This window comes from Rossellomorea sp. QJM3NY_18, assembly GCF_056173145.1.
In genome coordinates, this window is sequence record NZ_CM149659.1 from 1,520,147 (window position 1) to 1,534,782 (window position 14,636).

At 42.5% G+C, this 14,636-nt stretch carries 19 protein-coding genes and 1 tRNA gene; 15 read left to right on the forward strand and 5 right to left on the reverse strand.

Annotation, left to right across the window (positions count from 1 at the left end; translation table 11 throughout):
• The first annotated feature begins 10 nt into the window (after positions 1–10).
• The 8 genes from spoVAC to AC0VXY_RS07860 all read left to right on the forward strand — a co-directional run bounded on the left by spoVAC (position 11) and on the right by AC0VXY_RS07860 (position 5,037).
• Positions 11–481, forward strand: a complete 471-nt coding sequence (gene spoVAC, locus AC0VXY_RS07825) for a stage V sporulation protein AC (RefSeq protein ID WP_435991832.1) — start codon at positions 11–13, stop codon at positions 479–481.
• On the forward strand, positions 481–1,497 hold the full coding sequence (spoVAD, locus tag AC0VXY_RS07830) for a stage V sporulation protein AD (protein ID WP_435991830.1): 1,017 nt from the start codon (positions 481–483) through the stop codon (positions 1,495–1,497). The genes spoVAC and spoVAD overlap by 1 nt, the downstream gene beginning before the upstream one ends.
• A 20-nt stretch (positions 1,498–1,517) precedes the next feature.
• Positions 1,518–1,874: a stage V sporulation protein AE gene (spoVAE, locus tag AC0VXY_RS07835; RefSeq protein ID WP_034763503.1), complete on the forward strand. Its 357-nt coding sequence runs from the start codon at positions 1,518–1,520 to the stop codon at positions 1,872–1,874.
• A 15-nt stretch (positions 1,875–1,889) separates the two neighbouring features.
• Positions 1,890–2,582: a DUF421 domain-containing protein gene (locus tag AC0VXY_RS07840; protein WP_435991827.1), complete on the forward strand. Its 693-nt coding sequence runs from the start codon at positions 1,890–1,892 to the stop codon at positions 2,580–2,582.
• 78 nt (positions 2,583–2,660) lie between these two features.
• Positions 2,661–2,792 carry a YjcZ family sporulation protein gene (locus AC0VXY_RS07845; RefSeq protein ID WP_082386193.1) on the forward strand — a complete coding sequence of 44 codons (132 nt, stop codon included), beginning with the start codon at positions 2,661–2,663 and terminating at the stop codon, positions 2,790–2,792.
• A 620-nt stretch (positions 2,793–3,412) separates the two neighbouring features.
• On the forward strand, positions 3,413–3,673 hold the full coding sequence (gene spoVIF, locus AC0VXY_RS07850; RefSeq protein WP_034763965.1) for a sporulation-specific transcription regulator SpoVIF: 261 nt from the start codon (positions 3,413–3,415) through the stop codon (positions 3,671–3,673).
• Positions 3,674–3,840: 167 nt separating this feature from the next.
• Positions 3,841–4,113: a hypothetical protein gene (locus AC0VXY_RS07855; RefSeq protein ID WP_435991824.1), complete on the forward strand. Its 273-nt coding sequence runs from the start codon at positions 3,841–3,843 to the stop codon at positions 4,111–4,113.
• A gap of 27 nt (positions 4,114–4,140) precedes the next feature.
• On the forward strand, positions 4,141–5,037 hold the full coding sequence (locus AC0VXY_RS07860) for an MBL fold metallo-hydrolase (protein ID WP_475527473.1): 897 nt from the start codon (positions 4,141–4,143) through the stop codon (positions 5,035–5,037).
• Here AC0VXY_RS07860 and AC0VXY_RS07865 read toward each other — a convergent pair.
• The 4 genes from AC0VXY_RS07865 to AC0VXY_RS07880 form a co-directional block, all read right to left on the reverse strand.
• On the reverse strand, positions 5,034–5,708 hold the full coding sequence (locus AC0VXY_RS07865; RefSeq protein WP_475527474.1) for a DUF421 domain-containing protein: 675 nt from the start codon (positions 5,706–5,708) through the stop codon (positions 5,034–5,036). The genes AC0VXY_RS07860 and AC0VXY_RS07865 overlap by 4 nt on opposite strands.
• 117 nt (positions 5,709–5,825) lie before the next feature.
• Complete coding sequence (locus tag AC0VXY_RS07870) at positions 5,826–6,248, reverse strand: GNAT family N-acetyltransferase (RefSeq protein ID WP_435991818.1); 423 nt, start codon at positions 6,246–6,248, stop codon at positions 5,826–5,828.
• A 3-nt stretch (positions 6,249–6,251) separates the two neighbouring features.
• Positions 6,252–6,770: a YjcG family protein gene (locus AC0VXY_RS07875; RefSeq protein WP_430338169.1), complete on the reverse strand. Its 519-nt coding sequence runs from the start codon at positions 6,768–6,770 to the stop codon at positions 6,252–6,254.
• A gap of 160 nt (positions 6,771–6,930) precedes the next feature.
• The gene (locus tag AC0VXY_RS07880) at positions 6,931–7,653 is read right to left on the reverse strand and encodes an alpha/beta hydrolase (protein ID WP_435991816.1); all 723 of its coding nucleotides are present in this window, start codon (positions 7,651–7,653) and stop codon (positions 6,931–6,933) included.
• 151 nt (positions 7,654–7,804) lie between these two features.
• Here AC0VXY_RS07880 and AC0VXY_RS07885 point away from each other — a divergent pair, with 151 nt between their 5' ends.
• The 5 genes from AC0VXY_RS07885 to AC0VXY_RS07905 all read left to right on the forward strand — a co-directional run bounded on the left by AC0VXY_RS07885 (position 7,805) and on the right by AC0VXY_RS07905 (position 12,771).
• Positions 7,805–8,359, forward strand: a complete 555-nt coding sequence (locus AC0VXY_RS07885; RefSeq protein WP_435991814.1) for a phosphatidylglycerophosphatase A family protein — start codon at positions 7,805–7,807, stop codon at positions 8,357–8,359.
• 296 nt (positions 8,360–8,655) lie between these two features.
• Entirely contained in the window at positions 8,656–9,651 is a 996-nt protein-coding gene (locus tag AC0VXY_RS07890; RefSeq protein WP_475527475.1) for a TAXI family TRAP transporter solute-binding subunit, read from the forward strand.
• 122 nt (positions 9,652–9,773) lie between these two features.
• On the forward strand, positions 9,774–10,295 hold the full coding sequence (locus tag AC0VXY_RS07895; protein WP_475527476.1) for a DUF1850 domain-containing protein: 522 nt from the start codon (positions 9,774–9,776) through the stop codon (positions 10,293–10,295).
• Positions 10,282–12,267, forward strand: coding sequence for a TRAP transporter permease (locus tag AC0VXY_RS07900; protein WP_435991809.1), 1,986 nt, complete (start codon positions 10,282–10,284; stop codon positions 12,265–12,267). Before AC0VXY_RS07895 ends, AC0VXY_RS07900 begins: the two co-directional genes overlap by 14 nt.
• 432 nt (positions 12,268–12,699) lie before the next feature.
• Positions 12,700–12,771: transfer RNA gene (locus AC0VXY_RS07905), tRNA-Val, on the forward strand.
• 147 nt (positions 12,772–12,918) lie between these two features.
• On the opposite strand, the gene AC0VXY_RS07910 is transcribed toward AC0VXY_RS07905, so the two are convergent.
• Positions 12,919–13,092 (reverse strand): hypothetical protein, encoded by a 174-nt coding sequence (locus tag AC0VXY_RS07910; protein ID WP_167562135.1) that lies wholly within the window; start codon positions 13,090–13,092, stop codon positions 12,919–12,921.
• 373 nt (positions 13,093–13,465) lie between these two features.
• Between AC0VXY_RS07910 and AC0VXY_RS07915 the strand changes: the two genes are divergently transcribed.
• Both AC0VXY_RS07915 and AC0VXY_RS07920 read left to right on the forward strand, forming a co-directional pair.
• A complete protein-coding gene (locus tag AC0VXY_RS07915; protein WP_034763533.1) occupies positions 13,466–13,666 on the forward strand; it encodes a cold-shock protein in 201 nt (66 codons plus the stop codon).
• Between the two features lie 182 nt (positions 13,667–13,848).
• A complete protein-coding gene (locus AC0VXY_RS07920) occupies positions 13,849–14,616 on the forward strand; it encodes a 3-hydroxyacyl-CoA dehydrogenase (RefSeq protein WP_475527477.1) in 768 nt (255 codons plus the stop codon).
• Positions 14,617–14,636: the final 20 nt, after the last annotated feature.

Sequence of the window (14,636 nt, forward strand, 5' to 3'; positions counted from 1 at the left end):
GGAATGTTTCGTGGGGAAAACACCAAAAACACCCGAACAAAAGAAGTACGAGCAGTTAGAAAAGCAATATGAAACGAAGCGGCCCCTACTGAAAAATGTCATTAAAGCATTCTTTGTGGGAGGCTTCATCTGTTTAATCGGACAGGCGGTAACGTATATGTACATTTATTATTTCAACTTCACTGAGCAGACTGCAGGGAACCCTACAGTTGCGACGATGGTCTTTCTCGCCATGCTTCTGACGGGTTTCGGGGTGTATGACCACATCGGCCAATTTGCAGGGGCAGGAAGTGCCGTCCCTGTCACAGGCTTCGGGAACGCCGTGATTTCTGCCGCCATTGAGCATAGAACAGAAGGGCTCGTCCTCGGAGTTGGAGGGAATATTTTCAAACTGGCAGGCTCTGTCATTGTATTCGGGGTATTTTCAGCCTTTGTCGTGGCTTTAATCAAGACCATCTTAATCCAGCTGGGGGTGATCTGATGCTGCAGGGTACACGTTCGTGGATATTTCCTGGAAACCCGGCCATCCTTTCAACCGGTGTCGTCGGTGGGCCATTTGAGAAAAAAGGAAACCTCACAGCAGATTTTGATCAATTTTACGATGATGTATGGATGGGGCAGGGGACGTACGAAAAAGCCAACCGGACTCTAATTGAGGACGCCGTTCAGATCGCTCTCGAAAAACAATCTCTGCAAAAAAGCGATATTCAATTCTTTTTGACCGGTGATCTGATCAATCAAATCACCCCTTCAAGTTTTGCGGCAAGAACCAATGGAATTCCCTATTTCGGATTGTTCGGTGCGTGCTCCACATCAATGGAGGGTCTCGCACTTTCTGCCTTTTTAGTGAATTATCATGGAGCCCGTCATGTGGTTACAGGTGCTTCCAGTCACAACTCGGCAACGGAAAAACAATTCCGTTACCCTACTGAATATGGTGGCCAGAAACCTCCGACGGCCCAATGGACGGTTACGGGTGCCGGCTATGCTGTGATTGGAGAAGGGACATCCGTCTCTATGCCGACTCCGAGAGTGACATCTGCAACAATCGGGAAGGTGGTGGATATGGGGTTGAAGGACCCATTTAATATGGGTGGCGCCATGGCCCCGGCAGCTGTAGATACGATTGTTGGTCATTTTCAGGATCTGGGAAGGGACCCCTCATACTATGACCTCATTATTACAGGGGATCTTGCCACAATTGGAAGGCAGACGGCTGTAGAAATGTTGAAACAAAAGGGATTCACCCTGCCTGATCATCTATTTAAAGATTGCGGGATGCTGATTTACGGTGAAAACCAGCCGGTTCAATCAGGAGCAAGTGGGCCGGGATGTTCAGCCACCGTACTTTACGGTCATTTATTGAACGAAATGAAAAAAGGAACGTATAAACGCATTTTAGTCATAGCGACTGGCGCGTTGTTATCACCCCTGACATTTCAACAAGGTGAGTCGATTCCCTGTATCGCTCATGCGGTGTCGATTGAATATATGTAGTTCTGAAAGGAGGAAACCAAGTGTTAGCGATGTTTTTTTGGGCCTTTACAATAGGTGGAATCATCTGTGTGATCGGTCAATTATTGTTTGATGTGGCGAAACTGACCCCGGCGCACACATTAAGTCTGCTGGTAGTCTCGGGAGCCATCCTTTCAGGCTTCGGATTATACGAGCCCCTTATCGATTTTGCCGGGGCGGGAGCGACCATTCCCATTACGAGCTTCGGTAACGCACTCGTAAACGGGGCCATGCAGGAAGCCGGGGAACATGGATTGGTAGGCGTCCTTACCGGTATGTTCGAAGTCACAAGTTCCGGGATCTCATCCGCCATTATCTTCGGCTTTATTGGTGCGCTCCTGTTCAAACCGAAGGGATGATAGAGGTGAACCCATATGCCTGAATACTTACAGGTGGCACTAAGAAGTATATTTATCCTGCTTTCCCTGTTTGCGATCACCAAATTATTGGGGAAAAAACAGCTGTCGAAATTGTCCTTCTTCGAATATATCACTGGAATTACAGTTGGAAGCATTGCAGGGACCCTTTCAATGGATTTGAATCTGCCATTGAGTGAAGGGCTTATGAGTATCCTATTATGGTTTGCATTTCCCCTCCTGTTTTCCTTTCTGTCCTTGAAGAGTATTCGCTTCAGGAGGTTTGCTGAAGGCAAGCCTACGGTATTCATAAAGGATGGAAATATTGATGAAAAAGCTTTGAAGAAAGAGAAGTATTCCGTTGATGAAATGCTTGAACAATTACGGAAAAAGGATGTGTTCCGCGTTGCCGATGTGGAATTTGCGTCCCTTGACACAAACGGTGATTTAAGTGTTTTGTTGAAGAAAGAAAAACAACCCCTTGTCCGAGAAGATGTATTTGACATATCACAAAAATCCACTCCACCTCAAGCCGTCATCACAGATGGAAAAATCGATCAAAAAGCCCTCTCAGAAGTAGGTTTTCCTTTGGCATGGTTAGTTCGTGAGCTGTCTAAAAGAAAACTCAAGGTAGAATCCGTCTTTCTGGCACAATTGGATTCTGAAGGGAACCTGACCTTCGACCTGTTCGATTGGACAAACACACAATAAAATATCCAATAGCCCATACGTTCTCCTCTCTTTATTCATATGTTATAAGAGACTAAAGGTAAAAGAGAGGTGATATTTATGTACGGATATGGTTACGGTGGCTGTGGATATGGTGGCGGCTGTGGATATGGCGGCGGTTATGGCTCAACGTTTGTATTGATCGTTGTGCTTTTCATTCTCTTGATTATCGTAGGAGCAAGCTTCTGTTAGAAAGGGGTACAAAAGGCAGAATCCTCATTGGAGAGATTTTGTCTTTTTGTTTTGTTTATATATATACTTATCAAAAGAGTGACGTTTTGGTTGATTTCCGCTGCAGGTGCTCGCTTTTCGCGAGCACCTGCAGCGGAAATCAACTTACTTAAAGCATAATTTTAAACATGCCTAATATAAATATCTGCACATGCAAAGATTAAAAGCTGTCTTTCTTATACAAAAGTAGTAAGAGTAGAGAGTGACTTCTTTAGTAGAAGTCATTTTTCAAAAATTGCTTATGTCACTCCTGAGCTCTGTCACACTAATCTTGTTTGATGGTGAGGGGGAACTGCGTAGACTCCTGCGGAAAACGGGCGTGCCGAGACCCCGGAAGCGAAAGCTGAGGAGGCTCGGCCGTACGTCCGCGGAAAGCGGAGCGGTTCCCCTTGCCATCCCACCGTACACTGATAGACAGAGCCCGAGCAGACGATATGTCTGAAAACCAGCAACCCTTGCTTAAGCGGATTTTGTTTTAAGAAGGCTACATTCATCTTCAATTTTTATTTATTTTGGTATTCAATTCACGCTCCTGGTTTTTTTACATATGATGCTTATAGTTAAAAGGAGGCGTGATGGAAATGAATAATAACTTTTTTAAGAATTTAGAGAAGAAGACAGGCGTTAACATGAACGAAGTGTTAGAGCTTGCGAACTCTTTACAAAACGCAAATTTCAAAGATGAAGCTACGGTTAGAAGCGTCATCAAACGTGTATCTAAAATCGCCAATAAACCTGTAAACAAGGAAATGGAAGATAAAATTGTCCAATCGATCGTGAACGATGGAAAGCAATTGGACTTTGGAACAATCTCCAATATGTTAAACAAGGGAAAAAAATAAAAGAAAGAATAAACATCAAGGAGAATGGACATAAAAAACGTGCAACCACGTATTTTATGTTAATTCTTCTTTCTAATTTATAGGAAGGTTTCAGAGACAAAAAAGTAAGCTTGAGTAAGTTTTTAACAATCTGAAATTGGGTAAATAAAACCAAGGAGGTCATAAAAATGGGATACATTGCGCCGATTCCGCACTATCAATACAAACAATATCAGGAAAGAGAAATCAAGGTTGATAAAAACCACTTCAGCTTTTTCCCCGTGCAACCGATTAAACCACTGAAAAATAAATCACAAGCTCATCCGGAAGGAACAAGCGAACAAGTTCCACATTTCAATCAAGTAAAGGCTCCATACGAGAAACTAAGTAAATCATCCATCCCCTCCGCATTATTAGCAGAGCTCACAGGAAAAGGTACACACTTTAACGAATATGTGTAGTGAACCGATTCTATGGAGGTATTTGACTTGAAACTACAGAAATTCACAGAACATTGCTATGCATTTACCGGTGCGGTTACGATTGGTTATTGTGTAAAAGATGGAAAGGGGCTTTTAATCGATAGCGGATTGGACGATTCGGCTGTTAAGAAGGTGAAGAGGATATTGGACGGAGAGGGACTCCCCCTCGATTACTGCGTGATCACCCATGCCCACTCCGATCATTTTGGCGGTGCCCACTATCTTAAGAGTAAGTATGATATTCCGTTGTTTGCCCTGAAATTTGAAAAAGCCATCATCGAGAATTCCATTTTAGAACCCATCTATTTGTTCAATGGGGCTGTCCCTATAAATGACTTAAGGAATAAATTTCTTGAGGGACAGGCAGTCGAGGTGGATAGAGAATTATTTACGGGCGAAAACACCATTGGGCCGTTCACCTTCGACGTCATAAATTTACCAGGGCATTCACATAGTCAAGCAGGTCTCCTGGTTGATGATATCTTATATGCAGCAGACAGTTATTTTGGCAGTGAGACCCTGAAGAAGCATGTGATCCCCTTTATTGTGGATGCAGACCAAACACTGGAATCATTAGAAAAACTCCTTCACATTTCCTGTAAAGGAGCGATACCTGGTCATGGCCGATTCGAAGAAGACATCACTGAAACCGTGAAGGAGAATATCGAACTTCATGAGGAAAGAATGAACTCCCTTTTAAGTGTGGTAAATACAAGTCCTAACGGAAAGACAATCGATCACATCATGCGGGAATACTTGGAACTACATATGATCACCGTCTCGAATGTGGGGCAGTGGCTGCTATTCAGAACATCGGTCACAGCATATCTCACAAGTCTTGAACGGAAGGCACTCCTGTCATTTTTGATTCAAAACAATCAACTGCTCATTAAACCCCGTTAATACCCTTGAACCAACAAGGTTTTTCCCTCTTCCCATTCTGCGTAAAGTACATCCTTGGAGGAGTCGAAGCCTTGTTTTTTTATTTCTCTCAATAACCAACTATCTTCTTGTCCGGCAAGGGTTAAGTTATCATAGACAATTTCACCATCAACTATAAAGGCAAGAGGGAGGGTGGCAGCCTTGATGGGGAGTTGAAGATCCTGTCGTTGTACCATATCATATAGTGGCTTTCGAATGACGCTCAACGTTCCGTCTGATTCAAGAAGAGCGTATTCACATTCTCTTACAGAAAATACATCCTTTGCCCGAAGTAAATGCTGAAGTTGATTCAAATCCAGATGATTCTTTTTCAATTCATAAAAATTAATATGTCCTTTATTGATGATTAACGAAGGGGTACCCTCAAGCATATGTCGGAACCGCCTAGATTTTTGAGTGAAGTATTCAGTAATGAATATCAGGCTTCCCCAAATCGAAATGGCGGCGAGTATTTGGTAGACGGTTGTTTTCCCGTCATAAAGGGAGTTTCCCACGAGTTCACCAAGAATTAAAGCGGAAATGAAATCAAAGGCTGATATTTGGGTGATTTGTGTTTTTCCGAGGATTTTTGTCAAAATGAGTAGAGCAAAATATCCAACGATCAATTCGATGGCAATGGACTTGATTTCCATGATTTCCCCCCTTTTCCATACCTTTCACCATTATCGCCGGGAGTAGTTGTGAATATACGAAGGGATTAACAAAAAAGAACAGAGAATCCAAGCCTGAAACTGGACTCTCTGTTCTATTCAGATGGTTTTTTTCATTGTTTTATGAGGAATTCCGGCATCCAGGAATTCATCGGAAGTAACCTGATATCCTAATCCTTCGTAAAAAGGAATGGCATATGTTTGGGCATTTAATTTCAATTGTGATAATGGCTGCCTTTTCGCATATTCTTCAATGGCGAGCATCAATTCACGTCCGGCACCTTTTCCTCTGATGGATTTAAGGACGCAGATCCTTTCTACTTTTCCAACTCCATCTAGAATGCGAAACCGCCCGGCACCGACCGCTTTGTCCTCATCATAGAGAACGAAATGGGTGGAGTCGTTTTCATACTCATCGATTTCTTCTTCCAGAGGAACCTGCTGTTCCTCTACAAAGACGGTCTTTCGTATATAGAATACCTCTTGGATCTGCTGTTCTGACTTGGCAACTTCGACATTCACCGTTTACTGTTCCTTCCCTAATCGGAATGTTTCGTATACGGTCCAGGAACCGTTCTCCAGTTGATAAAGCAAATGGAAGCGGTCGATTGTTTCCTCATGATCGATGCCCAGCATGCTCAATGATCCAAAAATATCCGAATGTTCATCATTCGAAAGCTTCTGGGCGATCGTGATGTGAGGTACGAAAGCGAATTCCGGTTCGTCACCCATGAAGTTCTGATTATGCATGTCATCGTGCAACCCTTGTAGTTCAGGCTTTGATTCAACCTTGAAATAAATCACATTGTTTACAGGTTGAAAAGAACTTACTTTATACACCTTTAAATTGAATGGATCATATTTCTTTGAAATCACGGAAAGCTTTCCTGCGATATCTTTAATTTGATCGTCGTCTGCACTAAAGACATTTTTTAATGTCAAATGTGGCGGAACCAATGCGTAATGAGGATCATAGCGTTTCCTATAAGAGTTCGCGATATCTTGTAGCTTTTTCGATGGGAAAATGACTATACCATAATTCATTTTCTTCAATCCTCCTCTATTTTACTATCATTGTCATATGTATAGTATAGCAAATTTTTCAAAAATTTAATATAGGGCGAACGAAAGAGCAATGGGGTGATTCCTGAAGCTCACGGCTGTTCTGAGAGACAAGGGAGAGACCCTATGCCTTTTAGTTCAGCTAAAACATTAATTTCAATGCACGTTTTAAATCATGCTGCCAATGCTTCCATGTGTGATCCCCGTCAAATTCATCGTAAAAGGAGCTGAATCCCTTTTGATCGAATGTTTCATGAAGCTGTCGGTTTGGTTTCAGGAAGTCCTTTACTTTGCCATCTGTCGTTTTCACATCGGTTTCCTGCTTACCTATTATATGGTAAATGCTTAACAGATGAGGCTGTGTGAAGTCTTCCACGGCATCAAGGACTTTTTCGTCGACGAAAGGAGACTGAAGGAGGACCTTACCGAATGTGTTCGGGTATTTCAATGCGGTCATCAAAGACACGGTTGCACCCAATGAATCTCCGATCAGAGCCCGTCCCATCCCCATATGATACGTCGGATAATGTTCATCTAAATAGGGGACCAGTTCATGTGCCAGAAAGCGGATATATGCATCGTTTTCCTCACCGTGGGGATGATACTTCCGTCTGCGATCCTCTACGTCCCTGTATGGGACCCCCACTATGATCATATTTTCGATTTCCCTGTTTGAAAGCAATTCATCCGCGTGCCGCGGGATTCTCCCCAGCTGGAAGTAATCTTTGCCATCCTGTGCAATGAGCAGGGTGTATTTATAAAGGGGAGAGTAGGTTGCCGGTAAATAAACCAGCATCTTCATCTCTTCGTTTAATTCTTTGCTAAAGAGGTTTAATTCGGTTACAGTTCCTCTTGCAGTTGTCATCACGGTAGCCTCCTAAGATCAGTGTTAACGTTTACAGAAAGATTGTACCATAATCTCTTTCAGAATTCCCAAAAGCGGATTGCAATACGAAAATTCAAAAGAGTGTTATAATTTTTAGTAAATTCATGGCTGTTTAGAAAGGGGAATACCAATGAATAAACCTGTCCATTCAAGAGATGTTACGAAAGCTGCTTTAAAAAGATTGAAAGATCGGGGAGTGATGATAGAAGATATAGCTGAAATCGTCTTTGAAATGCAGTTTCCATATAATCTTGAGCTTACTATGGAAGATTGCATTGATAGTGTAAAGAGAGTCTTATTAAAAAGGGAGATTCAGCATGCCATCCTTGTCGGGGTGGAATTGGATCAGCTTGCTGAAGAGAAGAAGCTTTCTGAACCTCTTCAATCGATCGTGGAAACGGATGAGGGCTTGTTTGGAGTCGATGAGACCATCGCGCTGGGGGCTGCCCTTGGATATGGAAGCATAGCCGTGACCACTTTTGGTCATCTTGACAAAAATAAGATAGGCATCATCCGTGAATTGGATACGAAAAACGGAAAGGGTGTCCATACCTTTTTAGATGATATAGTAGCAAGCATCGCTGCAAATGCATCTTCAAGGATTGCCCATAGCTTGAGGGACCGTGAAGAGAATATTTCCGAAGAAGATAAGTTGAAGTTTGAGGACGAGGAACTAATCGGCTAATAGACAATCTGATATATAACAGCGGGGGACTGAAGAATGTGAATTCATCTTCAGTCCTTTTTGTGTGGACAAACATACGTCGCAGGTGAAATAGGATGTATTTCTTGTAAGTGTTTTATACATTCCTTATACATTAGCAGGTTCAGAATAGGGGGAACTTGTAGGACAAGGGCTGTGTATAAAAGGTTTTTTTATGAAAAATGTTTAAAGTTTATGTATTTGATTTGACAAGATTGTTACAGGCTGTGTTACAATTATTACGTTAACGTATAAAATTTAATAGGGGGAATTAGAATATGAAAAAACGCAGTTTGTTTCTAAGCACTGCACTACTTCTAGTTCTATCTGTCGTTCTTGCTGCATGTGGCGGCGGATCAGGTGGAGGTTCATCATCTGATGGTGAAGGTAACAAAGAGGTTGACTTCATTGGAATTGCTACAGGTGGAACAGGGGGTACATATTACCCGTTAGGCGGAACATTCGCTAAGATTATTGAAGATGAAACCGGAATCAAGTCTTCGGCATCTACTTCAGGTGCATCTGCTGAGAATATGGCCGCTGTGAAAGACGGCAAAACTGAAATCGCTTTTACGCAAACGGATATTGCATCTTACGCGTCAGAAGGTACAGAAATGTTCAAGGACAACAAAGTAGAGAACGCAAGAGGTATTGCGACTCTTTATCCAGAAACAATCCAGATCGTTACAACGAAGGATTCAGGTATCAAATCAGTTGAAGACCTTAAAGGAAAAGTCGTTTCTGTAGGTGAAGCTGGTTCTGGTACATTACTGAATGCCACTCAAATCCTCGAAATTCATGGCATCAAACTGGAAGATTTAAAAGCTCGTAATTTATCATTTGATGATTCAACGACAGGAATCCAGGATGGTACAATCGATGCGGCATTCATCACGTCTGGTACTCCGACTGGAGCAGTTGAAGGTTTGGCTGCAACGGAAGACATTGCGATCGTACCTGTTGAGTCAGGAAAAGTGAGTGAGCTGATCGAGAAGTATCCTTACTACTCAGAAGATGAAATCCCGGCTGGAACATACAGTAAAGTGGATGATGCAGTGACAACGGTTGCGGTTCGTGCCATGCTTGTGACGAACGCTGACATTTCTGAAGACGTCATCTACGATGTAACAAAGGCCATTTTTGAAAATACGGATAAAATCACTCACGCCAAAAGTAAGCTGATCAAAGCTGAAGATGGACTTAAAGGTATGGGAATCGAGTTACATCCTGGTGCAAAGAAATACTTTGATGAAAAAGGAATTTCAATGGAATAGTTTTACACCGGAAGATAGACGAAGGGATAGGCCGCTTAATACGGTCTATTCTTTTGTTTTGGTTCAAGCTAATTCCAAGCCTTTAGCAAAACGTACAAAACAGGAATGGTGGGGAATTCTTGATGAAGAAATTTTCATTCATGGGTGCGATTCTCCTTATTCTTAGTGTCGGAATCATCCTTTTTATACCCTTACAAACATTTTTAGTAATAGAACCGAGAAGTACAACGGGAGACCCGGTCCTTTTCAGCCTTCCCGTCGATCATTCATTTTCGGTTCGCTATACACACTCTATTCATCTATCAGAAGTAGAAGAATTTTACCATCAAACATCTTCTAATCAAATTCAACAAACCAAATTACTCTATGAAGATACTGCCATTGGGATGCCGGCCAATGCAGAGGGAAATGAAAACTTTGAAGTGACGAAGGAAGGCAAATATTTAATATCTAATATGGATAAAGTGTTTCCATACATTGATATCCGGATCGGACAGGTCGTCGCCAATCACCGCCTAGTGATGGACGGCAATGAATATCCTTTAGCCGACTATTTTGATAAAGGCTCCGTTGTTCGGGTTCAATTAATGAAACAATCAATTTATGATCAGTGGAAAGGAGTGACTGTAGTTGGAAAAAGATAAAGAATTTGAATCATTGACTGCAGAACAACAACAAGAGTTACTTGAGAAATATGATCCCGAATCATCTACAAGAAAATTCCATCACGGGATATTCAAATGGATCATATTCTTCGGTTTATTAGCATTTTCATTATTTCAATTAGTAGCATCCATTTTTCAATTCATCCCTAGGCAATTATTGTTATCCGTTCACTTAGGGTTCGCCCTTTCTTTAGTGTTTCTCTTATTCCCTGCCCGGAAGAAGAATTTGAAGAAGGATAAGATCGCCTGGTATGACGTTGTTCTTTCAGTCATCTCGATTGGGATCGGTGCTTATTGGCCGATCATGCAGGATGATATCGTCAGCCGAGTGGGATTAATGACCTCCCTGGATTTCTATGTCGGTTTCGCTGCGATGATCCTTGTACTTGAAGCAACCCGTCGTGCAGTAGGGTTACCGATTACAATCATTGCTTCTGCCTTCATCCTTTATATGTATTATGGCAGATTGATGCCTGGATTCCTTGCTCATAGAGGATATGACTGGGACGATATCGTTAAAACGATGTTCTTTACAAGTGAAGGGATCCTTGGTACGCCTCTCTATGTATCAGCCACCTTCATCTTCCTGTTCCTTTTGTTCGGGGCGTTTCTGGTGAAAACCGGTGTCGGACAATATTTTAATGATTTGGCAGTGTCCATTGCCGGAAAGCGTGTTGGAGGCCCAGCTAAGGTTGCGATCTTCTCCAGTGCCCTTCAAGGGACGATCAGTGGAAGCTCGGTAGCAAACGTGGTGACATCGGGTTCCTTCACCATCCCTATGATGAAAAAGCTAGGGTACCGTAAAGAGTTTGCCGGTGGGGTAGAGGCTGCTGCGTCGACAGGTGGCCAGCTGATGCCGCCGATCATGGGAGCTGCCGCTTTCCTGATGGTCGAGTTCATCGGAGGGATCTCCTATTGGGATATTGCGAAAGCTGCCTCCATTCCTGCCGTCCTTTATTTTACCGGGATTTGGATCATGACTCACTTTGAAGCGAAGCGTATCGGTCTTCGTGGATTATCAGATGAAGAAATGCCCAATCGTAAAGAAGTATTCAAAAAGATTTATCTGCTGCTTCCGATACTGACGGTCATCATTTTGTTGGTAAGCGGGATGAGTGTCATGCGGGCTGCTCTATGGTCGATTGTTGCCACTATCGTAATCAGTGCGATACGGAAAGATACAAGGATCGGTTTCAAGGATGCTGTGGATGCCCTTGTTGACGGTGCCAGAACTGCCTTGTCTGTAGCGGTGGCGACAGCAGCCGCCGGTATGATCGTCGGTGTTGTAACAAAAACGGGGTTAGGATTGACCCTTGCAAATGGACTGGTGGACCTGGCTGGTGATCTGACCAATACAACAGAAGGCAAGCTGATCCTTACATTAATATTCACGATGATAGCGTCGATCGTACTCGGCATGGGTTCACCGACAACGGCGAATTATGTCATTACGTCCACCATTGCTGCTCCAGCGATCATCTTATTAGGAGCACCTGAGTTAGCGGCTCACTTATTCGTGTTTTACTTCGGGATCATTGCTGATATCACGCCTCCAGTGGCGCTGGCTGCATTCGCCGCAGCCGGGGTATCGGGAGGGGAACCGATAAGGACAGGGGTCAATTCCGCTAAATTGGCCATCGCCGCCTTTATCATCCCTTATATGTTCGTTCTATCACCTGAACTGTTAATGATTGATACAACCATTCCAACATTACTTTGGGTCGTCTTTACGGCCGTAACGGGAATGATGGCGATCGGTGCAGGTATGATCGGGTATTGGTATCGACGAGTATTCGTCATAGAACGTCTTCTTTGCGTAGCAGCCGGATTATTACTGATTTATCCTGAGGGGATGTCAGACATTATTGGTCTGGTTTTATTCGGTATCATGCTTGCGCTGCAATTCTTTATTAAGAGAGAAGATAAAACACCAACAAGAGCAACGGCATAACACAATAAGAGGCTGTTACCCCATTCCTGGGCTAACAGCCTCTTACTTATTATAATCCAGACTTGATATCATATTGTCAGCATGAAAAAGGATAGGAGAAGCAGCTAAGATGTCATGAATTCTAAAGTTGCGGATATCTCTCCTGAAATAGCAATAGGCTGTGATATAGTCCTTTTCAACTTTTTTCACCAGTATTTTCCTTTTTGAACATTTCAGCTCCGAAGTCATGTATATGATTTCAATGGGACATCGATCCATCAACGATCGCTCTAATATCCTCATCATAAGGAAGCCCCTCTCAGTTGAATGTATTGACATTGTATGCGAACGAGTGTTCTTTTATACATGAAATCTAGAATAGGTGCATTTCATAAAAAAATCCATTGACATTTTTCTCGAATTTAATATAATAGAATATGTACCTTACATCGCGACTTGTTAGCTCAGTGGGAGAGCACTTCCTTGACAGGGAAGGGGTCGTGGGTTCGAATCCCTCACAGGTCATACATAAAAAGGAGCCTGCATCCTATAGGATGCAGGCTCCTTTTATGTTTTTATGTATCTTCATGAAACCCGATTGAATTGAAAAAGGACTCTGCTGAGTTCGGGTAAGAGTCCTTGTCAAAATCATATTAATCATTATGAAAGTATTTAGTTCACTTCTAACTCTTCTTCAAAATAAAATGTGCCTGGATGTTCCTTTACGATATAAGAATATCGCTTCATGTTCTTAACGTATTGCCATTTTAATATTGTCACTGTTTCTCCTGTTTCCTTGATGGTAACCATAGAGCCATTACTGAACCGGTTTTTTGTGGATTTCATTGGGCACTCCCTTTCATATTTAATCATTATACCACAGTTCACCCTCCATTTTAGAGTCCCATGAGTGATAAACTTGATAAAACGATCACGTTCCACCAAAAGGACCAGAAAGACGAATAAAGGAAACGCATTCATGTTAAAAAGTGGAATTCACCTTCCGCTATAACTGGCAAAAGAAGCCGGAATCAAATTATGTCAGAGGTCTGACTTTAAAAACTTCCTCTTCATGAACTTGCTTATTTGATTCATTCCTGTTATTCTATAGAAGAATTATTTTTGTCCGGTATACGAGGGAAGAACAAGATTTGGTTTTCACCTGATATCGCAAGAATAGTAATATATTGTGTGTAACGCACTTTAGGAGGCAACAAACATGGAAAATGGTAAAGTAAAATGGTTTAACGCAGAAAAAGGTTTCGGATTCATCGAAGTAGAAGGTGGAGACGACGTATTCGTACACTTCTCAGCGATTCAAGGTGAAGGTTTCAAATCTCTTGACGAAGGTCAAGAAGTATCTTTCGACGTTGAACAAGGTGCTCGTGGACCACAAGCAGCTAACGTACGTAAAGCATAATCTAACTTTACACATTCAAAAACAGACTCATTCGTGAGTCTGTTTTTTTTATGGATCCATGCTTGCATGTAGTGGATAGCCTGCTCTTATCATGAATAGACGGAATTTTTAAAACTTTATATCTTTTTCCTTCATCCAACGCTAAAATAAAACTATAAGCATGCAGAGTGGAGGGAATTAGAATGGAGATGAAAGATTCTGTTGCCGTCATCACAGGGGGAGCATCCGGACTGGGGGAAGCGACGGCACGAAAAATCATGGAAGAAGGGGGAAAGGTTTATATCCTTGACCTCAATGGTAAGAGAAGCTCTACTTTAAAAGAAGAGTATGGGGACTCCATGCGTTTTTATGAAACGGATGTAACAAATGAAGAAAGTGTAAAAGAGGCCCTTAACAGAGTTCTGGAAGAATTCGGGGGAATCAATACAGTTGTGAATTGTGCAGGCATAGCACCGCCTGGAAAAGTCGTGGGGAGAAAAGGGATCCATTCCCTTGAGCAATTTTCCAAAGTAATTGAAGTGAATTTGATCGGTACCTTCAATGTCATTCGCATGACTGCAGAAAAGATGATGCAAAACATACCGAATGAGCATGGAGAAAAAGGTGTGATCGTGAATACCGCGTCTGTTGCCGCATTTGACGGCCAAATCGGTCAGGCTGCTTATAGTGCATCAAAAGGAGGAGTTGTAGGAATGACTCTGCCGATTGCCAGGGAACTTGCAAAGGATGGCATCAGGGTCATGACGATTGCACCAGGATTATTTCACACCCCGATGTTTGACACCCTTCCAGAAGAGGCAAGACAATCCCTTGGAAGCACGGTTCCTTTCCCTAAAAGACTTGGTTATCCATCTGAATATGCTCAGTTGGTGAAAAGCATACTTGAAAACCCAATGTTGAATGGGGAGACGATCCGATTGGACGGTGCCATCAGGATGCCGCCTAAATAACCTGTGAAGACAGTGGAGAG